This is a genomic window from Dactylosporangium sp. CA-233914 (assembly GCF_050942935.1).
Taxonomy (GTDB): Bacteria; Actinomycetota; Actinomycetes; order Mycobacteriales; family Micromonosporaceae; genus Dactylosporangium.
The window spans coordinates 6556170-6581450 of the sequence record NZ_CP192030.1; the positions used below are offsets into that span (position 1 = coordinate 6556170).

At 72.3% G+C, this 25281-nt stretch carries 24 protein-coding genes and 1 riboswitch; of the genes, 10 read left to right on the forward strand and 14 right to left on the reverse strand.

The window, feature by feature from the left end; all coding sequences use genetic code 11:
- Positions 1-152 precede the first annotated feature (152 nt).
- Complete coding sequence (locus ACQPY0_RS29330; RefSeq protein WP_432994900.1) at positions 153-1247, forward strand: hypothetical protein; 1095 nt, start codon at positions 153-155, stop codon at positions 1245-1247.
- Between the two features lie 49 nt (positions 1248-1296).
- On the opposite strand, the gene ACQPY0_RS29335 is transcribed toward ACQPY0_RS29330, so the two are convergent.
- Both ACQPY0_RS29335 and ACQPY0_RS29340 read right to left on the reverse strand, forming a co-directional pair.
- Positions 1297-1920 (reverse strand): hypothetical protein, encoded by a 624-nt coding sequence (locus ACQPY0_RS29335; RefSeq protein WP_432967259.1) that lies wholly within the window; start codon positions 1918-1920, stop codon positions 1297-1299.
- 8 nt (positions 1921-1928) lie between these two features.
- A complete protein-coding gene (locus ACQPY0_RS29340) occupies positions 1929-5147 on the reverse strand; it encodes a beta-L-arabinofuranosidase domain-containing protein (RefSeq protein WP_432967262.1) in 3219 nt (1072 codons plus the stop codon).
- A gap of 294 nt (positions 5148-5441) precedes the next feature.
- Here ACQPY0_RS29340 and ACQPY0_RS29345 point away from each other — a divergent pair, with 294 nt between their 5' ends.
- Positions 5442-6386, forward strand: a complete 945-nt coding sequence (locus ACQPY0_RS29345; protein ID WP_432967265.1) for a LysR family transcriptional regulator — start codon at positions 5442-5444, stop codon at positions 6384-6386.
- 1 nt (position 6387) lies between these two features.
- Here the strand turns inward: ACQPY0_RS29345 and ACQPY0_RS29350 are convergent, their stop codons facing one another.
- Positions 6388-7278: a TIGR03619 family F420-dependent LLM class oxidoreductase gene (locus ACQPY0_RS29350; protein ID WP_432967268.1), complete on the reverse strand. Its 891-nt coding sequence runs from the start codon at positions 7276-7278 to the stop codon at positions 6388-6390.
- 274 nt (positions 7279-7552) lie between these two features.
- Here ACQPY0_RS29350 and ACQPY0_RS29355 point away from each other — a divergent pair, with 274 nt between their 5' ends.
- On the forward strand, positions 7553-8413 hold the full coding sequence (locus ACQPY0_RS29355) for an oxidoreductase (protein ID WP_432967270.1): 861 nt from the start codon (positions 7553-7555) through the stop codon (positions 8411-8413).
- Between the two features lie 73 nt (positions 8414-8486).
- Positions 8487-8819: an STAS domain-containing protein gene (locus tag ACQPY0_RS29360; RefSeq protein ID WP_432967273.1), complete on the forward strand. Its 333-nt coding sequence runs from the start codon at positions 8487-8489 to the stop codon at positions 8817-8819.
- 385 nt (positions 8820-9204) lie between these two features.
- Here the strand turns inward: ACQPY0_RS29360 and ACQPY0_RS29365 are convergent, their stop codons facing one another.
- Positions 9205-9429: a hypothetical protein gene (locus tag ACQPY0_RS29365; protein WP_432967276.1), complete on the reverse strand. Its 225-nt coding sequence runs from the start codon at positions 9427-9429 to the stop codon at positions 9205-9207.
- A 53-nt stretch (positions 9430-9482) separates the two neighbouring features.
- On the opposite strand from ACQPY0_RS29365, the gene ACQPY0_RS29370 reads away from it, so the two are divergent.
- Positions 9483-9872, forward strand: coding sequence for an OsmC family protein (locus tag ACQPY0_RS29370; protein WP_432967279.1), 390 nt, complete (start codon positions 9483-9485; stop codon positions 9870-9872).
- 47 nt (positions 9873-9919) lie between these two features.
- On the opposite strand, the gene ACQPY0_RS29375 is transcribed toward ACQPY0_RS29370, so the two are convergent.
- Complete coding sequence (locus tag ACQPY0_RS29375) at positions 9920-10201, reverse strand: DUF4190 domain-containing protein (RefSeq protein WP_432967282.1); 282 nt, start codon at positions 10199-10201, stop codon at positions 9920-9922.
- A 93-nt stretch (positions 10202-10294) separates the two neighbouring features.
- Here ACQPY0_RS29375 and ACQPY0_RS29380 point away from each other — a divergent pair, with 93 nt between their 5' ends.
- The 3 genes from ACQPY0_RS29380 (at position 10295) to ACQPY0_RS29390 (ending at position 12875) form a co-directional block, all read left to right on the forward strand.
- Positions 10295-11164 carry a DUF72 domain-containing protein gene (locus tag ACQPY0_RS29380; RefSeq protein ID WP_432967285.1) on the forward strand — a complete coding sequence of 290 codons (870 nt, stop codon included), beginning with the start codon at positions 10295-10297 and terminating at the stop codon, positions 11162-11164.
- Between the two features lie 62 nt (positions 11165-11226).
- Complete coding sequence (locus ACQPY0_RS29385; RefSeq protein ID WP_432967288.1) at positions 11227-11871, forward strand: TetR/AcrR family transcriptional regulator; 645 nt, start codon at positions 11227-11229, stop codon at positions 11869-11871.
- Between the two features lie 2 nt (positions 11872-11873).
- Positions 11874-12875, forward strand: a complete 1002-nt coding sequence (locus ACQPY0_RS29390) for an aldo/keto reductase family protein (RefSeq protein ID WP_432967291.1) — start codon at positions 11874-11876, stop codon at positions 12873-12875.
- Between the two features lie 50 nt (positions 12876-12925).
- Here the strand turns inward: ACQPY0_RS29390 and manD are convergent, their stop codons facing one another.
- Positions 12926-14134 (reverse strand): D-mannonate dehydratase ManD, encoded by a 1209-nt coding sequence (gene manD, locus ACQPY0_RS29395; protein WP_432967294.1) that lies wholly within the window; start codon positions 14132-14134, stop codon positions 12926-12928.
- A gap of 159 nt (positions 14135-14293) precedes the next feature.
- Between manD and ACQPY0_RS29400 the strand changes: the two genes are divergently transcribed.
- Positions 14294-16561, forward strand: a complete 2268-nt coding sequence (locus ACQPY0_RS29400) for a putative bifunctional diguanylate cyclase/phosphodiesterase (protein WP_432967297.1) — start codon at positions 14294-14296, stop codon at positions 16559-16561.
- Positions 16562-16604: 43 nt separating this feature from the next.
- On the opposite strand, the gene ACQPY0_RS29405 is transcribed toward ACQPY0_RS29400, so the two are convergent.
- The 3 genes from ACQPY0_RS29405 to ACQPY0_RS29415 all read right to left on the reverse strand — a co-directional run bounded on the left by ACQPY0_RS29405 (position 16605) and on the right by ACQPY0_RS29415 (position 18031).
- Positions 16605-16919, reverse strand: coding sequence for a DMT family transporter (locus tag ACQPY0_RS29405; RefSeq protein WP_432967300.1), 315 nt, complete (start codon positions 16917-16919; stop codon positions 16605-16607).
- A gap of 18 nt (positions 16920-16937) precedes the next feature.
- A riboswitch (guanidine-III (ykkC-III) riboswitch) is annotated at positions 16938-17005 on the reverse strand.
- Between the two features lie 65 nt (positions 17006-17070).
- A complete protein-coding gene (locus tag ACQPY0_RS29410) occupies positions 17071-17796 on the reverse strand; it encodes a hypothetical protein (RefSeq protein ID WP_432967303.1) in 726 nt (241 codons plus the stop codon).
- Between the two features lie 58 nt (positions 17797-17854).
- Positions 17855-18031, reverse strand: a complete 177-nt coding sequence (locus tag ACQPY0_RS29415; RefSeq protein WP_432967306.1) for an alpha/beta fold hydrolase — start codon at positions 18029-18031, stop codon at positions 17855-17857.
- A gap of 59 nt (positions 18032-18090) precedes the next feature.
- Here ACQPY0_RS29415 and ACQPY0_RS29420 point away from each other — a divergent pair, with 59 nt between their 5' ends.
- Positions 18091-19512 carry an aldehyde dehydrogenase family protein gene (locus ACQPY0_RS29420; RefSeq protein WP_432967309.1) on the forward strand — a complete coding sequence of 474 codons (1422 nt, stop codon included), beginning with the start codon at positions 18091-18093 and terminating at the stop codon, positions 19510-19512.
- Here ACQPY0_RS29420 and ACQPY0_RS29425 read toward each other — a convergent pair.
- The 5 genes from ACQPY0_RS29425 to ACQPY0_RS29445 all read right to left on the reverse strand — a co-directional run bounded on the left by ACQPY0_RS29425 (position 19469) and on the right by ACQPY0_RS29445 (position 25250).
- Entirely contained in the window at positions 19469-20596 is a 1128-nt protein-coding gene (locus ACQPY0_RS29425) for a SigB/SigF/SigG family RNA polymerase sigma factor (RefSeq protein ID WP_432967312.1), read from the reverse strand. The genes ACQPY0_RS29420 and ACQPY0_RS29425 overlap by 44 nt on opposite strands.
- Positions 20597-20617: 21 nt before the next feature.
- Positions 20618-22486, reverse strand: coding sequence for a CheR family methyltransferase (locus ACQPY0_RS29430; RefSeq protein WP_432967315.1), 1869 nt, complete (start codon positions 22484-22486; stop codon positions 20618-20620).
- A gap of 9 nt (positions 22487-22495) precedes the next feature.
- A complete protein-coding gene (locus ACQPY0_RS29435) occupies positions 22496-23236 on the reverse strand; it encodes an ATP-binding protein (RefSeq protein WP_432967318.1) in 741 nt (246 codons plus the stop codon).
- Positions 23233-24252 carry a chemotaxis protein CheB gene (locus ACQPY0_RS29440; protein WP_432967321.1) on the reverse strand — a complete coding sequence of 340 codons (1020 nt, stop codon included), beginning with the start codon at positions 24250-24252 and terminating at the stop codon, positions 23233-23235. The genes ACQPY0_RS29435 and ACQPY0_RS29440 overlap by 4 nt, the downstream gene beginning before the upstream one ends.
- 89 nt (positions 24253-24341) lie before the next feature.
- Positions 24342-25250, reverse strand: a complete 909-nt coding sequence (locus ACQPY0_RS29445) for a GNAT family N-acetyltransferase (protein WP_432967324.1) — start codon at positions 25248-25250, stop codon at positions 24342-24344.
- Between the last annotated feature and the right edge of the window lie 31 nt (positions 25251-25281).

A 25281-nucleotide genomic window follows, 5' to 3' on the forward strand; every position in this document is an offset into this window, starting at 1 on the left:
CCATGTCAAGTGAGCCGGCTCTCCGATCAGCCTGGCGGCCGAAAGGCCAGGTATCCCAAGATCGAGCTTGTCATACGACTGTCACTTTTCGGCTGACGAGTGCACCGGCGGCGGCGAGGGTTTCACCGCCGTCGCGGTGTAGGTTGCCCTTCGTGATCGAGGTTGACGCGGGGGAGTACGCGAAGCTGTTGCACGCCTACGGCCGGGCCACTGACACGCCCGGGCATCTCGCGGCGCTGGCCGGCGGGGACGCCGCGGCGCGGCAGGCGGCGTTCTCGCATCTGTGGGGCGCGATCATCCATCAGGGCACGCCGTGGACCGCCACCGCACCCGTGGCCGTCGTCGTCGCCGGGCTGGTCGGGGACCCGCGCCTGGCTGCCGGCGACCGGGCCAACCTGCTGAACTTCCTCGCCGCGGTGGCCGAGGCCGGGCGGTCGTTCGGAGGCGACCTGGGCCAGCTCGCGCCGCCGGACGGATACGACGTCGACGCCGCGCTCGCCGAGGTGCTGGCCGACCCCGACGACGAGGACCTCGCAGGTATCTACGGCGACGAGGTGCTCGGCAACGCGGTGTACGCGCGAGCCATCCAGGACTGCATCGACGTCGTGCCCACCGTGCTCGCCGCGGCCATCGCGGCGCTCGGGGACCCGCAGCCCGAGGTCCGTGCCGCGGCCGCGCACGCGATCGGGGCTTCCTGCCCGCCGGGCCGGGCCGCCGAGGTCATCGAGCAGATCGACGCGGCCGCCGGCCGGGCCGGAGTGGACGCGCGGGCCGCCCTGGTGCTGGCGATCGGGGACCTCGGGGGAGCGCCGCGCGCCTACCTGCGGGACCCGCACCCCGGCGTGCGGGCCTGTGCTGCGCTGGCGCCCGCGCTCGCCGGCGACCCGGCCGCCACCGACGAGATCCTCGCCGCGCTGCGGGATCCGGCGGCGACCGACGACTGGTTCACGCACCGGCCGCCGCAGATCCCGATGCGGATCCGGTTCTCGCTCGTGGCGGCGGCGATCGCCCGCGTCGAGGACCCCGAGCGGCTGCTGCCCGCCGCGCTCGCCATCGCGCCCGTCGCGCACATCCACACCGCCCGGTCCGACTGGGGTGCGCTGCTGCTGGCGATCCCCGACGGGCCGGCGCGGCAGCGGTACCTCGAGGCGCTCAGGCAGAACGAGGACCTCTGGGACCCGCGCAACGGCAGCGTCGCGCTGATCTTCAAACAGGCCGGGGTGCCGTACGACGCGCCTCGGCGGTGACGGGGACGGCCAGGACCGCGGCGAGCACTACCGCGGTCCTGGCCGGACATTACTCGAACAGGGACAGCGTGATGGTCGCGTGGTAGGAGCCGGCCGCGACGTCCCCGGGGGTGCGCAGGTAGAGGTCGGCGTTCACGTCGTACGAGCCGCCGGTGACCGCCGCCGAGTCGTACGTGGAGACCAGCAGCTCCTGGTCCTTGAGGCCGACGTTGTTGCCCGGCTGCGTCGGGTCGTCCAGGACGGTCACGACCTCCTCACCCTCGGTCACCTGGCCGGTCTCGCCGCCGTCGATCAGGCGCGGCTTCCAGCCGAGGTGACCGGCGGTGATCGCGGGCTGCCCCGCGGTGCCGGTGAAGTCGCTGGACGTGCCCAGCACCGCCCAGCTCGCCCCGGCCGGGATCTCCTGCGTGGTACGGGTGTCGGTGACGGTGACCGTCGGCAGGGTGCCGGTGAACTGGCGCACCAGGGCGGTGGAGCCGTTCTCCGCCAGGTTGACCGCGTTGGCGGCGACGCTGAGGGCCAGGACGCCGGGCTGGTGGATCACGGGGATGTCGACGGTCACCTGGACGTCGCTTGAGTCCCCGGGGTCGGCGGCCGCGACGCCATGAACGGCGGCGATACCGGCCAGCACCCCGGCCGCGGTGGCCAGATGGATACGGACGCGTGCGTTCATGGTTGCTCCTAAAGCGAGAAGGCACCGTATTCGGCGGTGATGGTGGTTGTGACGCTCTTGCCGCCGACGATGCCGATAGCGCGGACGATGACAGCGCCGGCCGGAACGGTCGCGGCGCGGACGGCAAAGGACTGGTAGGCATTGGCCCCCGGGGCGACAGCCGCGAACGTGCGGTCGCCGTAGAGGGTCTCGACGGCGATGTCCACCGCCGAGTCATGGTCGTTACGCACCTGCACGGCGAGGTAGGCCTGGCCGGCGATCGACCGGGGCTGCACGGTGACCGTGACGGGCACGGTGTCGTCCAGGTCGCCCTGCGCTTGGGCGGCGGCGGCGAGGATCCCCTGCCGCTGCGCATCGGTGTACCGGCCGGCGGTGACCCACTCCGCCGAAACCTGCTGTACCCGTTGGAAGAACTGCGAGTATCTGACGAACGGCGCCTCTGCCCAGACCCGGTCGAGGAAGGTCATGCCGTCCCGGTCGCGTACGGTGTCGTTGGGCACACCGGAGCCGTGCGAGCCGAAGACCACCTCGGGCTCGACCCGCCGCACGTACGGGTGATACGCGTCGTACTGGCCGGGCACCGGGTCGGAGACGTAGTACGGCCGCAGCGTGTAGCCGTGCGTGGTGAACTGCATCGGCGCCCCGGTCGGCTTGATCGAGCTCGCCAGATCGCCGTTGAGCTTGAGCTCGCGGTAGAAGGTGAGGTCGCGGTAGCTCGGGGTCGCGTCGAGGATCACCATCAGGCTGGGGCCGTACATGATCGACTGGATCGCCTTGTTGTCGATGGCCTGCTCCACCCGGAAGCTCATGGGCATCTCGATGTCGATCGTGTCGCCGGTGCTCCAGTGCCGCTCCACCGTGACGTAGCTGCCGGGCTTAGCCACGAGCGGCTGGCGTTGCCCGTTGACGCGTACGGTGTAGCCTTGCGTTGCCCACGACGGCACCCGCAGCTTGACCTTCAACTGCCCGCCGGCCCGGTCGAAGCGCAGCCGGCTCGCCCCCTCGGTTGGATACCGGGTCTCCTGGGTGACGACGAAGCCGCGGTCCGGCCAGGTGAGGGTCGAGGCGATGAAGAGGTTGACATAGAGCGTCGACTCGTCGGCCGAGCTGAAATAGATCGTCTCCTGGTATTTCGTGTGGTTCTCCAGGCCGGTGCCGTTGCAGCAGCTGCCGTTGGCGCCGTAGCGGCTGTATTCGATGGTGCTGTTGATTTTGCGGGAGCGCCCCGGCCACATGCTCTGGTAGTAGGTCACCTCGGTGGCGGTGACGCTGTCCACGTCGTGGCGGGAGCTGAGGATCTGGTTGTGCAGGCCCTTCTCGTAGTAGTCCATGTACGCCGGGTCGGGGTCGTGGAAGAAGAGGTTCCGGGTCAGCCGCAGCATGTTGTACACGCAGCAGGACTCGGCGTGCGCCGGGTCCGACGACGAGGTGAACCCGCTGGTGATGACGTCGCGCGCGCCGAAGTGTTCGCTGCGCCCGGCGCCACCGTTGCTGAAGGTGCGGTGCGGTACCACCATCGACCAGAAGTTCTTCGGCGCGGTGTGGTAGTCCTGCTCCCTGGTCAGCTCAAAAATCCGCAGGTAGCCGATGTTCGGCGCCATGTACTGGTTGGCGTGGCGCCCGTTGAGCACGTCGCGCTCGGCGATGGAGGCGGTGAAGAGGGTGCTGAAGGTGAACTTCTTCGCCGCCGCCAGATACTGCGCCTTCATCTGCGGGCTGTCGGCCAACGCCGAGAGCTCCGCCATCACCTCGTTCATCGACCCGGCCTCGCCGGCGCTGTAGGTGTCCCACATCTTGTCGACGTCGGCCTGGCTGTATCGGCTGAGCCGTTGGCAGACCCAGTCGCCCATCCGCATGACGATGCCGAGGGCCTCCTCATTGCCGGTCAGGTTGTACGCGTTGAGCAGTCCACGCATGATTTTGTGGCAGGTGTACCAGGGCGCCCAGACCGCGTTCGGCCCGCTGTTGGGCTGCAGCATCGGCGGCTCGATGCGGCTGAACTGCCCCTCCGGAAACGCGGCCAGGAACCCGGGGTAGCTGGTGCCGATGATCGTCGCGTCCCGGTGGTTGGGCGTGCGGTCGCCGGCCGTCTCGCCCTCGGCATCGAAGCGGTACCAGACGACCAGGTCGGACGCGGACGCGGCCGGGGCATCCGGATTCTCGGCTGTGAGCGCCTGCACCTCGGTCCCGTCCAGGGCCCGGCGATAGATCCGGAAGTCGTCGACGGTTGTGTTCAGCAGCGGGTCGTCGCCCTGGCTCCGCCCGATGTAGTTGCGGCTGGTGGCGCCGAGGCTCGCCGGGGTCAACGCGATGGCGGCCGTGCCGGCCTGGACCCCGTTGACGTAGAGCCGTCCGGTGCCGTCACCACCGGAGAGGGTTACCGCGACGTGCGCCCATTGTCCGACCGGGATCGGGCTGCTGGCGGTGATCGCCTGCTCGCCGCTGGAGCCGCTCTTGCTGATCGCGAAACGTGGGCCGGTGCTGGTCGCCGAGACCCGCGCGGTCAGCGAGAGGTGGACGTTGGCGCTGGCGCCGAAGCTGAAGATCTTGGCGTTGTTCTGTGCTGCCCCGAGGTTCACCCAGGCCGCGATCGTGACGTCCGTGACGTCGGCCAGCATGCCGGCGGGGAGCTGGACGTACTGGTTGGGGTGCGGGTCGCTGAGCCGTAGCGCCTTGCCCGCCCGGCCCGCGACCCGACCCACCGGCCGGGCGTCCAGCGCGTTCTGACACTTGCCCAGCTCCTCGACCAGGTAGTCGAGCTTGTCGAGGAAGATCTCCTCACCAGTGGAGGCCCAACACTGCGCGAGCATCGACATGTAGTGGCCGCTGAAGTGGCCGCGTAGCAGTTGGGTCGGGGTGTCCCAACCGCCCGGCCAGGTCCCCGGGGCGGGCAGACCGGCATTGACCCGGAACGAGTACAGCATCCGGTCCGGCCCGTCGAAGACCCCGCCGGTGCCGGGGTAGTTGCGGGCGTAGTTGAGCATCCGGTCGCGCTTCTGCTGGAAGATGCCGTCGTGCAAGGCGACCTGGTTCAGCGCGAAGGGCTTGACCTGCCAGTCCGGGGACTCGTAGCCCGGCCGTGGGTTCTTGCTTCCGGCGCCGCCCCGGTCGGGGGCATCGTCGGACGCCAACGCGGGTGAGGTTGGCGCGAGGGTCATGACGGCCGGGGCGGCGGCCGCCAACGCGCCGATACGCAGCAGGTTGCGGCGCGTGAACTCCTTACTCACATCACTCTCCTTGCTCTGGGCTGGGTCAGGTTGCCGGCCGGGACGACACACACCGACCGCCCCACCGTCAGCTGAGATGTGAGCCCTAACATCGAATTGCTCAGATTCTCGGGTGGGACTGCTTCCCTACCAGGGGGTGTCAAGGTGTTGGTGCAGGGGTGTGCCTCATTGTTAGCGATAACATGAGCATGGTCAAGATTCTCCATATGCCGATGTTGCCGGGCACGCCGAGTTGCCCAGCACGGAATCCCGGCGTGCCACAACGATCGGTTGGGGCCAAAGTAGGCTGGATCAGTGGATACCGAGGCGGTGCGATCGTTCGTCCGCGCGGCCGAACTCGGACAGTTGCAGCAGGCGGCGGACGAGCTCGGCGTGACGCAGCAGGCCATCTCGAAGCGGGTCGCCGCCCTTGAGCGCGAGCTCGGCGTCCGCCTGTTCACCCGCACCGCCCGAGGGGTCGAGCTGACGCTGGACGGCCAGGCGTTCCTTTCGCACGCCCGGGACATCGTCGCGGGTGTCGATCGCGCCGTCGCCGCGATCAGGCCGGGTTCGCGGGCGCTGCGGATCGACGTTCTCGGCCTGCGATCCGCGCAGGCCGTGATCCTGCACGACTATTGGCGCTCGCATCCCGAAATCGACCTCGACGTGGTGACCCTCAGGGTCAACGACCCGCGCCTGGCGGTCGCCGCACTCCAAGCCGGCGACGTCGACGCCACGTTCCGCACGATCACCGACCCCGCCGCCCTGCCGTCCGACCTGCGGATGATCCGGGCGTTCGACTCCCCGCTGGAACTCCTCGCCGGCCCCCGGCACCCACTCGCCTCCGCGCGAGCGCTGACGCCACCCCAGTTGCGCGGGCACCGGATCTGGGTGCCGGGCATCGCGCCGCGAAGCGAATGGGCCGAGTTCTACGATCAGCTCACCACCGAGTTCGATCTTCGCGTCGACGCCGCCGGCCCGAACTTCGGCAACGAGGTGCTCCTCGACATCCTCGCGGACTCCGGGGACGTGGCCACGCTCGTCGGCGCGCGCGACCGCTACATCTGGCCGGCGAACTACGATTTGCGCCGCATTCCGATCGTGAACCCGACGCTCGCCTACCCGATCTCGCTCATCCTGCCCGCAACGAGTCCGCACCCAGGACTACGGGCGATCATCAACCACTTCGCGAGCCTGCCCCCGCTCCCCGAGACGACATGGCTCCCGTCCTGGGCAGCGACGCCGAGTCGCCGCCGCTGACCTATGGGCGCAGGGCGGCGTGGAACCGCTCGGCCAGGTCGAGGTAGGCGTCGATGTCGCGGGACAGGTTGGCGATCGTCAGGAAGACGTGGTCGACGCCGGCCTGCTCCAGGGCCGCGACCTGCTCCACGACCGCCGGGATGTCCGGCTCGCCCGCCAGGCCGACCTGGTACGTGCACGAGATCTCGGACGGGTCACGGCCGTACTCGGCGGCCAACTCGCGCAGCTGGGCCAGCCGGGCCGCCACCGCCGGGGCCGGCAGGCCGGTCGGGAGCCACCCGTCGCCGCGGCGGGCGATGCGGCGCAGCGCCGCGTCCGAGAAGCCGCCCAGGTAGACGGGGACGTGGCGCACCGGCTTCGGGCCGACCTTCGCCGGCGCGACCGTCCACCGTTCGTTGCCGAACGACACCGGGTCCGGCGCCCACAGAGCCGCCGCCACGTCCAGGAACTCGTCCAGGGCCGCGCCGCGCTCCCGCAGCGGGCGCGGGGCCGCCGCGGCGAACTCGTCGACGCTCCAGCCCGCGCCGAGGCCGGCGATCAGGCGCCCCCCGCTGGCCGCGTCGAGGCTGGCCAGGGTGCGGGCCAGCCGGGCGGGCACGTGCAGCGGCGCGACGAGCACGCAGGTGCCGAGCTCGACCCGCTCGGTGACCGCCGCGGCCAGGGTCAGCGCGACGAGCGGGTCCAGGACGCCGGCGTAGCGCTCCGGCCACGGCACGTCCGGCTGCTGGTAGAGCCCGTGCTCGCCGCTCTGGTCCTTGGGGACCAGGAACCGCTCGAAAACCCAGACGCTGTCGTACCCGATCTCCTCGGCCGCCCGCGCCGCCCGCACGACGCTGGTGCGGGGGTCGAACTCGCGAAGCTGGGGCAGGCCGATCCCGACTTTGACGGTCACGCGGAGACCTTAAGGTGCACGACCATGAAGCACAAACGCATGCGCGTCGTTGTCGACCCGGCCTTCGCGATCGGCGGCTACCAGCCATAGCACCCAGCCGCAGGTAGTACCACCTCCTCGCGGTGCAGGCCCGCGTCGGCGGGGCGGACGAGCGCCCGCAGATACTTCCCGAGCGCGTTCGTCTACGGCGGGGCGCGGGCCGCATCCTGGTCCCGCCACTCCCAGGATGGGCAAGGGGCTGCCTGGCGGCGGACGCCCGGGGCATGGTGGAGACATGACGAAGAACGACCTTCCCGGCGGCGTGTACCGCACCGGCGAGCTCGACCTGACCCGATTCGGCTACGGCGCCATGCAGCTGGCCGGCCCCGGCGTCTTCGGCCCGCCCAGGGACCGAGCGGCCGCCGTCGCCGTGCTGCGTGAGGTCGTCGAGCTCGGCATCACACACATCGACACCGCAGACTTCTACGGCCCGCACGTCACCAACGAAATCATCCGCGAGGCCCTGGCGCCGTACCCGGACGACCTGCACATCGTCACCAAGGTCGGCGCCCGCCGCGACGAGCAGGGCGGCTGGCCACACGCCCGTACCCCCGCCGAGCTCGTCTCCGCGGTCCACGACAACCTGCGCAACCTCGGCCTGAACACCCTCGACGTGGTGAACCTGCGCGCCGGCGGCTTTGACGCGCCCGAGCCCGGCTCGATCGCCGAGCAGTTCGGGGCCCTCGCCGAGCTGCGCGAGCAGGGCCTGATCCGGCACTTGGGGCTCAGCACGGTCAACGCCGAGCAGCTCGCCGAGGCGCAGGCGATCGCCCCGGTGGTGTGCGTGCAGAACCTGTACAACATCGCCCGCCGCGAGGACGACGCCCTGGTCGAGCTGACCGCCGCGCAGGGTATCGCCTACGTGCCGTACTTCCCGCTCGGCGGCTTCTCGCCGCTGCAGTCCGAGACCCTCGCCGGGGTCGCCGAGCACCTGCAGAGCACCCCGCTGTCCGTCGCGCTGGCCTGGCTGCTGCAGCGCTCGCCGAACATCCTGCTCATCCCCGGCACCTCGGCGCTCGCCCACCTGCGCGAGAACGTCGCCGGGGCCGGGCTGCACCTGCCCGCCGACGTGATCGCGGAGCTCGACCGCATCTGACACCGTTGTCGCGAGCCAAATAACCTTCGGTATATTGTTCCGCGTCCGGCACAGGGTGGTGGGGCGGAGGACGATGGGCAGCGATCTGGTCGTGGACCGCGAGATCGGCCACGATGCCCTGGATCGTGTGCGGGTGACCCTCCGCCTGCGCGGCCTCGTGGACCTCGGCACCCAGCCCGCCCTGGAGCGGGCCCTCGACGACGCACTCGCCGTGACCGGCGTCCACGCGATCGTCGTCGACCTCGAACGGCTCACGCTGCTGGACTCGACCGGGATCGCGACGCTGCTGCACGCGTATCGCACCGGCCGGGTCGGGGGTGTCTCGCTGCGGGTCACCAACCCCACCGGCATGGTCTACCGCGTCCTGGAGATCACCGGCGTGCTCACGGTCCTCACCGACGTTTGACGGCCGGGCCGCCGGGCATCAGCCGGGTGCCCGAGCCCGGCATCCGCGAGCTGATTCACCACGGCAGGTCATTGGCGGCGGCGGCTGGACGTGGAGGCCGCGCCGCGCTCGCCGCTGATGCCGCTCATCACCGAGCTGACCCGGGTCGGCGACGATCCCGGCGGCCGGGTGCACCACCCGGAACATCACCCAGACCGGCGAACTCGCCGAGTGCGGCGCCGCGATGCCGATGGCCGGGCGCACCTACGGCCACACGCGGTCCCGCTGACGTCGGGCTTCAAGGCCGCCGTGAGGCCGACCGCACCGCCCTGCTCGACCCGACCCGCCACCTGGGCCGGTCCGCCGAACTCGCCCGCGCCGGGGCGCGGCGGGCGCGGTCCGCGCTTCAGGACAGCTGGGACGTGAGCCCCGCCGCGAGGACCTCGGCCTGCACGTCGGTGATCTCCTCGCCGTATTCCCGCACGAGGTCCGCCTTGGTGTAGACGATGTGCCCGTCGGCTGCGGCGGCCTGCGGAACCAGCCGCACGTCCGGCCCGGCCACCGCCAGGGCGGGATCGGCGTCGGTGCACTGCGCGAGGGCGCGGATGTCGTCGGCGCTGATGGTCGTCATGGCCACAGGCTGCCCGGCCCGCCGCGCCGGCAAACATGCGTTAGCGTGACCCGATGGAACAGTTCGCCGTCGTCGCCGGGGCGGGTTCGCTGCGCTCGGAGCAGGGCCAGACCGTCGGCTTCCCGCACCGCTGGACCCCCGAGGGCGTGACGGTGCAGGCCGACTTCACCGGCGCCCACCTGCTGCACCTCGCCGCGGCCGGGTGCGTGCTCAACGACGTCTACCGGGAGGCGAACGAGCTCGGCATCCCGGTCACCGGCGTGCGGGTGACCGCGGCGGGCGGCTTCGACACCACGACCTGGGCGTCGACCGGCATCACGTACTCGGTCGAGCTGGACTCCGACGCCCCCGCCGACGCCCTTACCCGCCTGTTGGCCCGCGTCGACGAGGTGGCCGAGATCCCGCGCGCCCTGCGGGCCGGGGCGCCGGTCCGCCGGACCTGACGCCGGGTTCAGATCTTGTCTCGTTCTGCGAATGGGCGACCCGGCGGCTACGGGGCGCTGTGCAGGCCGCCCCAGATCATGGTGCCGACGAAGCCGCACCAGACGATGAGGAACAGCCCGTAGAACACGCTGATGATCCAGCCGGCGATGATACCGACGTTGGCCAGCTCGATGCCGCGCTCGCCGCTCTGGGCGATCTGTTCCTTGGCCTTGCGGCCGAAGTAGATGCCCAGCGGCGGAAAGACGACGAACGCGAAGACGGCGGCGAGGATCGCGTACGTGTTCACCGGGGGCAGCGGCACGTACTGATGCGGCGGCGGCTGATTCATCACCGACAGTATGCCAGGCCGCGTCAACGTCAGTGGATCACGACCAGGCCCGGTGGACGTTTGAGGGCGCCGGGGACGGAAATGCAGACGGGCATGGGCCAGGTGAAGGTCGGCACCGCGTCGTGGACCGACAAGACGCTGCTGGAGTCCGGCTGGTACCCGGCGGACGCCGACACGCCGCAGGCGCGGCTCGGGTACTACGCGAAGCAGTTTCCGCTGGTCGAGGTCGACTCGACGTACTACGCGCCGCCGAACGAGCAGACCACGCGGCTGTGGGCGGGCCGGACGCCCGGCGGGTTCACGTTCAACGTCAAGGCGTTCAGCCTGCTGACCGGGCACCCGACGAAGGTGTCGGCGCTGCCGAAGGACCTGCGCCCCGAGGGCGGCAAGGCCAATGTCTACCCGAAGGATCTGCCGGCGCAGGCGTACGAGGACGTGTGGACCCGCTTCCTCGCCGCGCTGGACCCGCTCGTCGAGGCCGGGAAGCTCGGCCTGGTGCTGTTCCAGTTCCCGCCGTGGTTCACGATCCGCCGCTCCAACAAGCAGCTGCTGCTGGAGGTCGCGGCCCGCTGCAAGCCGCTGCGCGTCGCGATCGAGTTCCGGCACAAGTCCTGGTTCGAGGGCGACAACCGCGCCGAGACGCTGGAGTTCCTGCGCACGCACGACCTGCCCTACGTCGTCGTGGACATGCCGCAGGGCCACCGCACCTCGGTCCCGCCGGTCGTCGAGGCGACGTCGGACCTGGCGGCGGTACGCTTCCACGGGCACAGCGAGCGCTGGGAGAGCAAGGACATCCACGAGAAGTTCGGATACCTGTACTCCGAACGCGAACTCGCCGACTGGGCCCCCCGCATCCAGTCCCTGGCCGCGACGGCCGAGGCGACCCACGTACTGATGAACAACTGTTATCGGGACTATGCCCAGCGCAACGCCGCCGACCTGATCGGGCTGCTGGACCGGTAGCTCGCTCAGCTCAGAGATAACGTGAGGCATCCGTTACGTTGTCCCGACGTAGGCTTGGGGCCGTGACGGAGCACGTTCGGCTGCGCCGCGACGCGCAGCGCAACCTGGAACGGTTGCTCGCCGCGGCCGCCGAGGCCTTCCGCCAGCGCGGCCTGGGGGTGCCGCTGGAGGAGATCGCGCAGCGGGCCGGGGTGAGCCCGGGGACGCTCTACAACCGGTTCCGGGGCCGCGACGCGCTCATCGACGCTGTCATGCCCGGTCTCGTCGAGGCGCGCGTCCGCGCGGCCCTGCAGCGCGCGGAGGCGCTCGACGATCCGTGGGAGGCGCTCACGCTGTACGTCACCCTCGTGTGCCAGTTGCAGGCGGACGACCCGGCGCTCAACGACGCCGTCAGCCGGCGCTTCGCCGACGCCGAGGCGCTCACCGCCATCTGCGACGCGCAGATGGACAACGCCCGCGGCCTCATCGAGCGGGCCCAGCGCGCGGGCGTGCTGCGCGCCGACGTGACGGTGCAGGATCTGGCGTACCTGTTCTGGTCGACCTCGGCGATCGTGCGCGCCACCGCGGCGGTCGCCCCGCAGACCTGGCGCCGCGCGCTCGCCATCCACCTCGACGGCCTGCGGGCCGGCGCGGCGCACCCGCTGCCGGAGCCGCCCCTGAGCGCCGATCAGGTGCACGAGGCGATGCTCACCTTCGGAAAGGACTGATCATGCGCTACCGCAAGCTCGGCAGCTCTGACCTGAAGGTCTCCGAGATCTCGCTCGGCTCGTGGCTGACCTACGCCGGCGGCGTCGAGGCCGACCGGACGCGCGCCTGCACCGAGGCCGCGTTCGACGCCGGCATCAACTTCTTCGACACCGCCAACGTCTACGGCCGCGGCGCCGCCGAGGAGGCCTGGGGCGAGATCCTGTCCAAGCACCCCCGCGACTCCTACGTGCTGGCCACGAAGGTCTGGGGCGAGATGTCGGACACCGACCGCGGCCTGTCCGCCGCGCAGATCGCCAAGCAGATCGACGCCTCGCTGCGCCGCCTGCGCACGGACCACGTCGACCTCTACCAGGCCCACCGATTCGACACCACGGTGCCGATCGAGGAGACCCTGGAGGCGCTGCAGGATGTCGTACGGCAGGGCAAGGCCCGATACCTGGGCTTCAGCGAGTGGACGCCGCAGCAGATCCAGGCGGCGCTCGACCTCGCCGGCCCGGAGGTGTTCGTGTCGTCGCAGCCGCAATACTCGATGCTGTGGCAGGCCCCGCAGGCCGAGGTGTTCCCGCTGTCGGAGGCCAACGGCATCTCCCAGATCGTCTGGTCCCCGCTGGCCCAGGGCGTCCTGACGGGCAAGTACAAGCCCGGCGCCCCGATCCCGGACGATTCCCGCTTCGCCAGCGACGCCATGAACGTCTCCAAGGACCTGGTGCTCAACGACGCCAACCTGGAGGCGGTCCAGCGCCTCGTGCCGATCGCCGACGACCTGGACCTCAGCCTGGCGACGCTGGCCCTGGCCTGGGTCCTGCGCCGCACCGAGGTCGCCTCGGCCATCACCGGCGCCTCCCGCCCGGAACAGGTGCACGCCAACGCCCAGGCCTCGGGCGTGGACCTGAGCCCCGACGCCCTGACCCAGATCGACCAGGCCCTCGGCGACGTACCCGTCACCGAGCCGACCCTGGCCCCCTTCGCCGAGGAGGGCGTCCTGCACCGCAGCACGGTGTAGGACAACCGGCCGCCGGGGCGAGGTCCATCGGTCGCCGTCGCCCCCGTGTGTCACCAGGAGTGCATGGTGCCGTCCTGGAGCCGGTTGACGGGCAGTGACGCGGGCTTGTAGGGGTACTGGGCGGCGAGCTCCTCGTCGATGTCGACGCCGAGGCCGGGCTCCTCCGACGGGTGCAGGTAGCCGTCCTCGAAGCGGTAGCCGTGCGGGAACACGGCGTCGGTCTCCTCGGTGTGGCGCATGTACTCCTGCAGGCCGAAGTTCGGCACGGCGAGGTCCAGGTGCAGGGCCGCGGCCATGCACACCGGGGACAGGTCGGTGGCGCCGTGGCTGCCGGTGCGCACGTGGTGCAGGGCCGCCAGGTCGAAGATGCGGCGCAGGTGCGTGATGCCGCCGGCGTGCACGACGGTGGCGCGGATGTAGTCGATGAGCTGTTCCCGGACCAGCCGCTCGCAGTCCCAGACGGTGTTGAACACCTCGCCGACGGCGATCGGGGTGGTGGTGTGCTGCCGGATGAGGCGGAAGCCCTCCTGCAGCTCGGCCGGGACCGGGTCCTCCATCCAGGTCAGCGCGTACGGCTCCAGGCTCTTGCCCAGCCGCGCCGCCTCGATCGGGGTCAGGCGGTGGTGGACGTCGTGCAGCAGCTTCAGGCCCGGGCCGAACTCGGCGCGGACCCGCGCGAAGACGCTCGGGACGTGCTCGAGGTACGCCTCCGTGGACCAGACCGCCGCGGAGGGGATCGCGGCGTCGGCGGGCTCGTAGAAGAGCTTGTCCTTGCTCACGCCGTAGGTGCTCGACAGGCCCGGCACGCCGGTCTGCACCCGGACCGCCCGGTAACCGAGACCGACGTAGCGGGCCACCTCGCTGAGCACGCCCTCGACGTCCTCGGCGTTGGCGTGGCCGTACACTGTCACGCCCTCCCGGCTGCGCCCGCCGAGCAGCTGGTAGACGGGCAGGCCGGCGACCTTGCCCTTGATGTCCCACAGGGCGGTGTCCACGGCGGCGATCGCGGTCATCGTGACCGGGCCGCGCCGCCAGTAGGCGCCCTTGTAGAGGTACTGCCACGTGTCCTCGATCCGCGCGGGGTCCCGGCCGATGAGCGCCGGGACGACGTGCTCGGTGAGGTAGGCGGCGACGGCGAGCTCCCGGCCGTTGAGGGTGGCGTCGCCGACGCCGGTCAGCCCCTCGTCGGTGGTGATCTTCAGCGTGACGAAGTTGCGGCCGGGGCAGGTGACGATGACCCGGGCGTCGGTGATGCGCACGTTCGGTCGACCTCTTCCTTTGGCAGGGGCGGGTGAGACAGACGATACGCAGTGCCGGCCGGGCAACTGTCCCACGACCGCCGTGCGACCGTTCCGCGCTCATCGGCCCCCGGTTGTCCGCCGATGGGACGACGTCGCTCTGACTGGGACGGTGATTTCATGGCGGGCAAGAAGGTGGACCGCGCCGTGCTCGGCTCCGTGGTGCTGGCCGTGTACGCCGTCGCCGCGTTCCTCGTGAACCTGGGCGGGCCGCGGGGGCCGCTGGTGCTCATGTGGCTGGCGACGCCGGTCTCCGTGGTGCTGCCCGCGCTCGCGTCGGTCCGCATCGCCCGCACCGGCGGTTTCGCCGGCCCGACCCGCCGGTTCTGGCGGCATCTGGCGATCTGCGCGGCGCTGGCCGGCGTCGGCACCGTCCTCAACGCCTTCGACGCGATCGGCGGGCCGGTGCCGAGCCAGCAGCTCGGCCCGGTCACCGTCGCCGTGTACGGCGCGGCCGTGCTCACCCTGCTGTGGGGCCTGTGGCGGCTGCCGATGGCCACGACCGGGTGCGGCGAGCGGCTGCGCATCGGGCTGGACGCCGGCACGGTGCTCATCCCCGCCGCGGTGTTCATGTGGCACTACCAGATGCGGCCGCAGCTGGAGGTGAGCGGGAACCGCGCGGGCGTCCTGGCCATCGCCGGCTTCACGCTCGTGCTGGAGCTGGTGGCTGTCTTCGCGATCGCGAAGGTCGCCCTGTCCGGGCACGCGTTCGTCGCCCGCGGCGCGCTGCGCCTCTTCGGCCTGGGCATGCTCATGGGCGCGGCGAGCGGGCTGCTGCAGCGGTTCATCCTCGACCAGCCGCACCTGAGCCTGCCCCAGGTCACCGTGCCGGTCGTCATGATCCTCGCATCGGCGGGCGCGGCCCGGCAGTACCGCACCCTCACCGAGCCCGAGGCCGTGCGGGATGCGAGCCGGCGGCCGTTCAGCGTCCTGCCGTACCTCGCCGTCGCCGGTATCGACGCGCTGCTGCTGGCCTCCATCGGCCGTGGCGAGGACGACCTCGCGGTGATCGCCGTCGCCGCGGTCGTGCTCACCGCGCTCGTCGTGTGGCGGCAGGTCATCGCGTTCAGCGAGAACGCCCGCCTCGTGCAGCGGCTGGACCACAACGCCACCCACGACGCCCTCACCGGCCTGCCGAACCGCGCCCTGTTCAACCAGCGCCTCGCCGCCGCGCTCGCGGCCCCGGGCGGGCGCCCGGTCAGCGCCGCCCTCGTCGACCTCGACGACTTCAAGATCGTCAACGACACGCTCGGCCACGGCTCCGGCGACGCGCTGCTGGTCGCCGTCTCCACGCGGCTGGCCGGGAGCGTCCGCCCCGGCGACCTGGTGGCGCGCCTGGGTGGGGACGAGTTTGTCGTACTGCTGGAGGACGCCGACAGCGCCGAGGCCGGGCGCGCCGCCCAGCGCATGGTCGCGGCGCTCGCCGAGCCGGTCGACGCCGACGGCCACGAGCTGCTCGTCCGCGCCAGCATCGGCCTCGCCACCGGATCGGCCGGAGACGAGCCGGGGGAGCTGCTGCGGCTGGCCGACATCGCGATGTACGCGGCCAAGCACGGCGGCGGCGGCGCGTACCGCTGCTACGAGCCGGGCATGACCGGCGCCGTCGCGGGCTCGGCGGCGCTGGGCGCGCAGCTGCGGCAGGCGATCGCCGGCGGCGAGCTGTTCCTGGAGTACCAGCCGATCGTCACCCTCGACGACGGCCGCCTGAGCGGGGTCGAGGCCCTGGTGCGCTGGAACCACCCGGCCCGCGGCACCGTGCCGCCGGCCGAGTTCATCCCGGTCGCCGAGCGCACCGGCCTCATCGTCCCGCTCGGCGAGTGGGTCCTGCGCGAGGCCTGCCGCCAGCTGGCCGCGTGGACCGCCGAGCTGGGCCCGCTCGCCCCCGGCGCCGTGCACGTCAACGTCTCGGCCCGCCAGCTCGCCGCGACCGGCTTCACCGACCAGGTCGCCGCCGCCCTGGCCGACTTCGGCGTGCCCCCGTCCCGCCTCACCGTCGAGATCACCGAGACGGCGGCGGTCTCCCTCGGCCCGGCCGTGGCGCGCCTGGAGGAGCTGCGCCGCCTCGGCGTGCGGGTCGCCCTCGACGACTTCGGCACCGGCCAGTCCTCGCTGACCCTGCTGCGGGACCTGCCGGTCGACGAGCTGAAGCTGGACCGCTCCTTCCTCCAGCGCGGCGAGTCCGGCCGCCGCGGCAGCATGCCCGCGGCCGTACTGGCCCTGGCCCGCGTCGTCGGCCTGGACATCGTCGCCGAGGGCGTCGAGGAGCAGGCCCAGGCCGACCGGCTGGCCGCGCTCGGGTACCGCACCGCGCAGGGCTACCACTTCGCCCGCCCGCTACCGCCCGACGCCGTCGCCCGCCTGCTCAGCGGGCCGGTCGCGGCTCCTTGACGCCGGCGGGCAGCGCCTTGCGCTTGCGGGAGCCGCCGGCCGGTCAGTGGAAGAGCTTCAGGCCGATGACGCCGGCCACGACCAGGAGCAGCGACAGCAGGCGCAGCCAGCCCGCGGGTTCGCCGAGGAAGAGCATGCCGGCCAGGGCCGTGCCGGCGGCGCCGATGCCGACCCAGACCGCGTAGCCGGTGCCGACCGGGATCGAGCGCAGCGCGTAGCCCAGGCCGGCCATGCTGATGACGAGCCCCACGACGAAGACCGTGGTCGGAACCAAGCGGGTGAAGTTGGCCGAACGGCTCAGGGCGACGGCCCACACCGACTCGAAGAGGCCCGATACGACGAGCACCAGCCAAGCCATGGCGACAGCACCACCTTCGTGCGGTCGTCTTGGCAGGCCGGGTACGACACACCCTCGTCCGGGACCGCCGCTCCTGCGGCGTCGCCACCCACTCTAACAAGACGGCCCGAATCACGGTGTTCGGGCGCGCGTTGTGTCAGGCGGGAGCCGGTCAACGAGTGATGGTGAAGTCGGTCGGGGCGCTGACCTTCGTGCCGATACGCGCCACGACCTGATAGGTGCCGGGCGGGGCGGGGGCCGCGGCCTTCGCGCAGGTGTGCGGGGTGGCGCGGAAGCTGCTCCACTGGAAGCGGTACCGCACCGCGTCGCCCGCCGCGAACGCGCGCACGTCGGCCGACGTGCCGGTGTCGCAGTCGTCGGAGGAGAACAGCAGCGCGCCGTCGTGCATGATCTGCACCTCCTGCGCGCCCGGGCCGAGATCGCGGGAGCACCAGTCGGTGGCACGGCTGGAAATGTTGATGTAGAAGGTGAACGTGCCGCCGACGACGCCCGGGCTCGGGCTCGCCGTGACGGTGACGGCGATCTGGTCGTCGGCGCACGGGGGGACGCTCGCCGGGGGCGGGCTGCGGTCCGCGGCCGGGGCCGAGCTCGCGTCCGGGCTGGCCGGGACGATCTGCGGGGACGACGCGTCGCTGCCGGGGGTCGGGGTGCTGCCCGCGGTCGCGGTGCCGGTCGGCGCCGCGGTGCCGGTCACGCCGTTGCCCGCCTTCGCCGGCTCGCTCGCGACCGCGGACGGCTTGCCACCACCACCGCCGCGCAGGGCGAGCCAGGCGAGCAGCACCACGAGGGCGGCCGCGATCACCACGAGGGCGCGGCGGCGCCAGTACACGGAGGATGGCAGAGGTCCGACGGTCCAGCCCATCGCCGGTCGTTGCATTCGGGCAGTTTGCCAGAACCGCCGCGGCGACACCGCCCCGGATCACCCAGTTGCGGCATCACCAGCGGGCGAGCCGCCCGGCGAACCACCCGGGATCGCCGAGCCACGGAAAGTGACCGGCGCCGGGGACGACGGCGAGCTCGGCGTTGCCGAACAGGGCGGCGTACTGCTCCGCGTGCTTCGGCGGCAGCTGGATGTCGTGCTCGCCGGCTCTCCACCGGGCGGTACCAATCAAAACGGTGCTCCGGGAGAACCGTTTTGGTTGGCCCGGCCCGTGCGGGGAAGCGGTGCTCCATGCATGTCGTCGAACACCTCATCGCCGGGGAGTGGACCGCCGGCGGGGACCTCGCCACCGTGATCGACCCGCACGACGGGACCCCGGTCAGCACCGCGCCCGCCGCGACGCCGGACGAGGTCGCGGCGGCCGTGGCGGCGGCCCGCGACGCGGCGGCCGGCTGGGCGCGGACCGCCCCGGCACAGCGCGCGGACGCGCTGCGGGCAGCGGCGGTCGCCGTGGAGCGCTCGGCCGGCGCGCTGGCCCGCACGCTGTCTTCGGAGACGGGCAAGCCGGTCGCGGACGCCGAGGCGTCGATCGCCGCGGGCGTCGGGACGCTGCGGCAGTACGCCGAGCTCGGCGCCCTGTACGGCGGCCGAACTCTCGCCGGCGACCCGGGCGCGCTGGACTTCATGGTCCGCGAGCCCCGCGGGGTCGTCGCCGCCATCACACCCTGGAACGACCCGGTCGCGGTCTCCTGCGGGCTGCTCGGCGCCGCGCTGGTGACCGGCAACGCGGTGGTGTACAAGCCCAGCGAGCGCGCCCCGGCGACCGGCTGGCGCCTTACCCGCCTGCTCGCCCCCGGCTTCCCGCCGGGCGTGCTGTCGATGCTCGCGGGCGCCGCACCGACCGGCGCGGCCCTCGCGGAGGCGCCCGTCGATGTGGTCGCGCACGTCGGCTCGAGCGCCGCCGGGCGCTGGATCGCGGCGGCGGCCGCCCGCACCGGCGCCAAGGCGCTGCTGGAGAACGGCGGCAGCGACCCGCTCGTCGTCGACGCCGGCGTCGACCCGGTGTGGGCCGCGGGGCAGGCCGCCCTCGGCGCGTTCGCGAACGCGGGCCAGCTCTGCGTCTCGGTCGAGCGGATCTACGTGCACGAGGCCGTCGCCGAGGACTTCCTCGCGACCCTGGTCAAGGAGGCGGACGGGTTCGAGATCGGGCCGCTGGTCGACGTGCGGCACCGCACGGCCGTGCACGGGGAGGTCGTCGCCGCGCTCGACGCCGGCGCGACCCTGCTCACCGGTGGTGCGGTCCGCGACGGGCCGGGCGCCTGGTATCCGCCGACGGTGCTTTCGCGCTGCACGGACGAGATGCGCGTCGTGGAGAACGAGACGTTCGGGCCGGTCGCACCGGTCGTGACCGTCGGCTCGTTCGACGAGGCGCTGCGGCGCGCCGCGCGCTCAGCCTACGGCCTGGCCGCCACGGTGCTCACCGGCGACCTGGACCACGCCCAGCGGGCCTGGCGCACCCTGGAGGTCGGCACGGTGAAGATCAACGCCGTGTTCGGCGGGGCGCCCGGCGGCGCCGCCCACCCGCGGCGGGACAGCGGGGAGGGCTTCGGCCACGGCCCGGCGCTGCTGGAGGAGATGACGGCGACCAAGGTGGTGCACCTGCGCCCGGTCAGTCCTGCAGATGGCGGCGCAGGAAGTCCAGGGCGTGGCTGAGCAGCCGGGAGACGTGCATCTGGGACAGCCCGACCTGGTGGGCGATCTCCAGCTGCGACAGGTTGCCGTAGAAGCGCAGGGACAGGATGCGCTGCTCGCGCTCGGGCAGGCGGGCGATCAGGCAGCGCAGGGACTCGCGATACTCGACCAGACTGAACTCGGGCGCCTCATCGCCGAGCGTGTCGAGCATGGTGAGGTCCTGCATGCCGGCGGCCGGGACGTCGAGGGACAGGGGGCGGTACGCCCGCGCCGCCCCGATCACCTCGACGACCTCGTCCTCGGTGACACCGGCCTCGGCGGCAAGGTCGGCGACGGTGGGGGAGCGGCCCAGGTCCTGCTCCAGGGTGTCCCGGGCGTGGTTGACCGCCAGCCGCAGCTCCTGCAGCCGGCGGGGCAGGCGGATGGCGGAGCCCCGGTCGCGGAAGTGGCGCTTGAGCTCCCCGGTGATCGTCGGCGAGGCGTAGGTGCCGAACTCCACGCCGTGGCCGGCGTCGAACCCGTCGACGGCCTTGACCAGGCCCAGAGCGGCGACCTGGGCGAGGTCCGCGGGCGTCTCGCCGCCTCCGCCGTAGCGGCGGGCCAGGCGCTGCGCGGCCGGCAGGCACTGCTCGATGATCTGCTCGCGGACCCGGGCGCGGTCCGGGCCATCCGGGTCCATCTCGCCGAGGCGCAGCAGCCGCTCCGTGACCCCGGCCGGCCACTGGCCCTGGCCGAGATGGACCTCGCCGAGGTCGACGGGGTGGCGGTCCCGTCCGGCCTTCGGCCAGCGCAGCCGGTCGTACGCCCCGAGCAGCTTGGCCACGCCGGCGATCTCCAGCGTCGCGAGCGTCACCCCGCCGGCCCCGCACAGATGTACTTCGACGTCGAGCTGATCGCCGCGGCGCTGGAGGTACAGCAGGATCTTGATCGCCGCGGCGTCGATGAGCCGCAGCCGGGAGACGTCCAGCACGACGTCCGGCGTCCGCGCGTCGAACTGCGTGAACACCACCTGCCGCAGGTAGGGCGCCGACGCGTAGTCGAGAACACCGCCGAGCTCCAGCAGCGTCGCGTCCGGCCGGTGTGACTCCAGGATCGTCAAGTCCATGTCCGCCCCCTCCGGCCCACGCTATTCCGGTGCGGCGGGCGGTGCAGCCTGAGCGGAGGACTTCGACGTCTCCATGACCAGAATCGCCCCGATGATCCCGGCGGTCTCGCTGGTCAGCGGCGTGCACACCACGCGCAGGTCGATCGTGCGGCCGCGCCGGTTCACCGCCGCCCGCTCGGACGACTCCCGCTCGGAGCGGCCGGCGAGCACCTCGCGGATCGCGGGGCGCAGTTGCGCGGTGGACAGGCCGATGTCGAGATTGAGCAGGTGCTGGCCGACGGCCTCGTCCGCGCGCAGGCCCCACAGATCCTCGGCCCGCCGGTTCCACACGAGAATGTGCAGCTCACGGTCGAGTACGACCACACTCGCCTGCATACTGGTGAGAATCGCCTCCATGAAGGCGTTGGCGTCGTTGAGCTCGGCGGTGCGCTCCCGCAACTCGTCGTTGATCGACTGGAGCTCGTCGTTGGTCGACTGCAGCTCCTCGTTCATCGTCTCCAGCTCCTCGTTGGTGGACTGCAGCTCCTCGTTGGTCGTCTCCAGCTCCTCGACCGTGGACTGCAGCTCCTCATTGGTCGTCTCCAGCTCCTCGTTCGTCGACTGCAGCTCCTCGTAGGCGGTCTCCAGCTGCCGGTTCGTCACCTCCAGCTCGTCCTGCAGGCGCCGCGACGCGGTCATGTCCTGGAAGATGACCAGGACGCCGAGCAGCCCGGCGTTGCTGTCGATGAGCGGATGGATCGCGATGTTGAGGAACTGCTTGTCGTCCCCGGCGGCGGTCAGCTCCACGTCGTCGATGCGGGTGACCCGCCGTTCGACCTGGGCCTGCTCGATGCAGCCGCGCAGCTCCGCCGGCCGGTAGGACAGGTCCAGGTCGCGGAAGGGCCGGCCGATGTCCCGCGGCGACACGCCGAAGAGCATCTCCGCCTGCCGGTTCGTCAGCGCCACCAGCCCGTCCGCGGTCACCACGACCTGCGCCACAGGGCTGGCCAGGAACGCCTCGTTGCGCAGCCGGTCCAGGCCGAACAGCTCGGTGCGGGCCGGAGGCGGGAGCGGGTCGGACAGGAAGCTGCCACCGCCCAGGACCGGGCGGGCCACCTTGGCGAACATGCGCCGCTTGAGGTCCAGCGGGGTGAACAGGCTCGCGTGGCTGAGCAGCATCTCGGCCTTGCCCAGGAACAGCACCCCGCCCGGGGCGAGCGCGAAGTGGAACCGCGACAAGATGCGGTTCTGGGTCTCGGCGTTGAAGTACATCAGCGCGTTGCGGCACACCAGCAGGTCGATCCGGCTGATCGGGGCGTCCTGCACCAGGTCGTTGCGGCCGAAGATGACCGAGCGGCGCAGGTCCTTGCGGAAGGTGTACCGCTGGCCGTAGGCCTCGAAGTAGCGCTCCACCAGTTCGGGCGCCAGGTGCTGCAGGTCGCGCTCGCTGTACGTGGCCTGCCGCGCGTGGGCCAGGCTCTCCTCGTCCACGTCCGTCGCGTAGATCTTCACCCGGTCGCGGAAGGGCTCCGCGCCCATCGCCTCGGCGAGCACGATCGCGAGGGTGTACGCCTCCTCGCCCGACGAGCAGCCCGCGCTCCACACCCGCAGCGGCCCGTCCTGCCCCTCGAGCAGCCGCGGCAGGACCTCCTCGCTCAGCGCCGACCACGCGTCCGGGTCGCGGAAGAACCCGGTCACATTGATCAGGATCGTGTTGAACAGGGCGGTGAACTCGTCCGGGTGGACCTGCAGGTAGTCGAGGTACTCCGGGTAGTCGGCGACCGGCACCTGCGACATACGCCGGTCGACGCGGCGCATCAGGCTGGAGCGCTTGTAGCCGGTGAAGTCGAAGCCGCGGGCCTCCTTGAGGTACACCAGCAGCGCCTCGAAGTCGGGATCGGAGTCGGTCACCGCGTCACGCTACCCCTCGCGCCCCAGGCGCAGCGTTGCCCACACCACCTTTCCACCGGCGGTATGCACGCAGCCCCAGGCCGTGGCCATGCCCTCGACGATCAGCAGGCCGCGCCCCGGCTCGCCGTCGCGGTCCTCGACGGCCCGGATCAGTGGCAGCGGGCTGTCGTCGCGCACGCCCAGGTGCAGGTGCCGGCTGCGCAGGGCGACGCTGACCAGCAGCGGCGTCCCGGCGTGCTCGACGGCGTTGGCGACCAGCTCGGTGACGATCAGCGCCGCCGCGTCGGCCACGTGAGCGACGTGCCACTGCGCGCAGGCCCGGTCGACGAGGCCGCGCGCCGCGCTCGTCGCGTCCGGCTCCGGCGCCAGGAACGCCTCCAGGCGCCGCGGCCCGGGCAACCGGGCGTGCGCGGCCAGCGCCGCCCCGGCGTCGGCGTGCACCGGCACCTGCCGCGCGATGCCGAGCCGCTCCAGCTGCTCCAGCAGGACCGCGTCGGGCCCGACGACCATCACGTCGGTCTCGGTTGCGACCCCCTGGCGGGCCAGCATCGGCAGCGACGTGAGCGTGATGTCATCGACGACGCTGAGCCCCGCCACGTCCAGCAGCAGCACCTCCGGGTGGTCCGTGAGTGCCTTGCCGGCCGCCTGGCGCAGGTCGGCGACGCTGGTGAAGGTCAGCCGCCCGGCCACGCGCAGGGTCGAAACCGGGAAGTCCGGCTCCGCGGTGAAGATCAGCTCTTCCGTCGTCATGCCACGGGCTCCTCCGGCGCCCCGCTCCGCAGTTCGCCGAGGCGCTCGATGAGCCGCCGGATGGTCTCCCCGGCGGCCTCGGCGTCCCCGGCCAGCTCCGCATAGCGCTCCGCGGCCGGCGCCATGTGGCGGAAGGCGGCCGACTCGGCCATCCGCCGGCTCAGCGCCGCCTTCTCCTCCAGGCTGCGCAGCGCCATCCACAGCGCCCCCTCCAGGGCCCCGCCGAGCTCGTCGAGCAGCCCGGAGGTGGACCAGGCGTGCCCGACCCGGCACCGGAACCGCACCGCCGGACCGGGCATCTCGAACAACGCCCCGTGGCACGACGGGCACCCGAACCCGGCCGGCACCCCGCCGACCTGCTCGGCGGTGAGATCCGCCAGCGCCGCCATCGCGTCCTCCGCCTCGACCGCGGCCCCCTCCACCGGTTCCCAGGGCACCGGCCCGCGCAGCCCGTCCAGCAGCTCGGCGAGCGCCGCGCCCATCATCGCGGCCGGCATCGCCCGGGCGGTCGGCACCAGCGCGGCCGCGTGGCGCGGCATCGACGGGTACAGCGCGTCCCCGTCATCCTGCACCAGCGCGGCCCCGCCCTGCCGGTCGATCTCGGCCAGGCCGTCCGCCCCGTCGTCGCGGTTGCCGGACAGCACCACCCCGAGCGCCGCGGCCCCCCACCACCGGGCGGCCGAGCGGAACAGCGGATCGGCGGCGGGCCGGTGGCCGTTCTCGATCGGGCCGTGCGACAGCCGCATCCGCCCGTCGCGGACGAGCAGGTGCGAGTTCGGCGGCGCGACGTACACCCGGCCCGCCTCGAACACCGCCCCGTCGGTGGCGTGCGCGGCCGGCAGCGGCCCGGACCGGCTCAGGATCTGTGGCAGCACGCTGGTGCTGGTCCGGGGCACGTGCAGCACGACGCAGACCGCCCCGGGCAGCCGGGCCGGGAGCCCGCCCACGAACGCCCGCAGCGCCTCGACCCCACCGGCGGACGCGCCCACCACGACGATTCCGCGGGGACCGGCCACGCTGAACGACTGTACGGCCTTCATCGGCCCAGCCCTGTACCCGCGCCCGGGGCACCTCAAACCATGCCCCGGACGTGGGCACCGGCCGGCTACCAGACCATGTTGATCTCGTTCTGGTAGTTGTCGTACCCGAGCCGCGCGAACGCCCGCGCCATCGGCACGTTGCCGACGTCGGTGGTCGCCCGGATCCGCGGCGCGCCGTCCGCCCGCAGCACGCGGGTCCCCTCGGCGAGCACGGCGTCGACGTGTCCGTGGCCGCGATGCTCGGGCAGCACCCCGATGTAGGCGATGATCGGCCCGTAGTCGTTGCGCGCCGGGAACACGAACCCGACAGGCTCCCCGTCCGGCCGCGTCGCGACCCGCCACCACCGCCGGGGACTCGGGTATCGCTGCAGCTCGCCGTGGAAGTGCTCCTCGGCGACCTGCCGCGGCGTCATCCGCTCCAGGTCGGCGCGGCTGTGCGCGTCGAGCGTCCCGTCGAGGGCGCGGGTCATCAGCGCCACGGCCTCCTCGGCGTCGCGGAAGGCCCGGAAGCGCAGGCGCCCGTCGTCGGCCGGCACCGCGGTCGCGGGCCGCCACTGCAGGCGCCGGCGTTCGACCAGCGGCCGCGCGCCGAGGCGGGCAAGAACATCAATTCGCAGCTGTACCTCATGTGCGTCGCTGCGCCAGTCCGGCGCGATGAAGCGGATGTACTCCGGCGGGGTGTCCCCGGCGGGTGCCAGCTGGGCGAGCGCGGCCCGCACGAGCGCCTCGCCGGTGTCGGCGTGGCCGTCTTCGAGGTCGAAGAAGTCCATCAGGAAGGGCCGCGCCGCCCCGGCCCGGGCCCACCAGGCGGCCCGGGCGACGACGCGCCCGTCGTGCTGGGCGATCCACAGCCATTCGGGGCGGCGGCGCCCGGCGGCCAGGTCGCCCGCGACCTCGCCGTCGAGGTCGTAGGAGAGTTCCAGGAAGAGTGGGAGTTCCTCAGGCCCGGCCAGCGGGCGGAAGGTGACGTGCATGCTGTGCTGCTCCAATGCGTGGTGCGCGGAC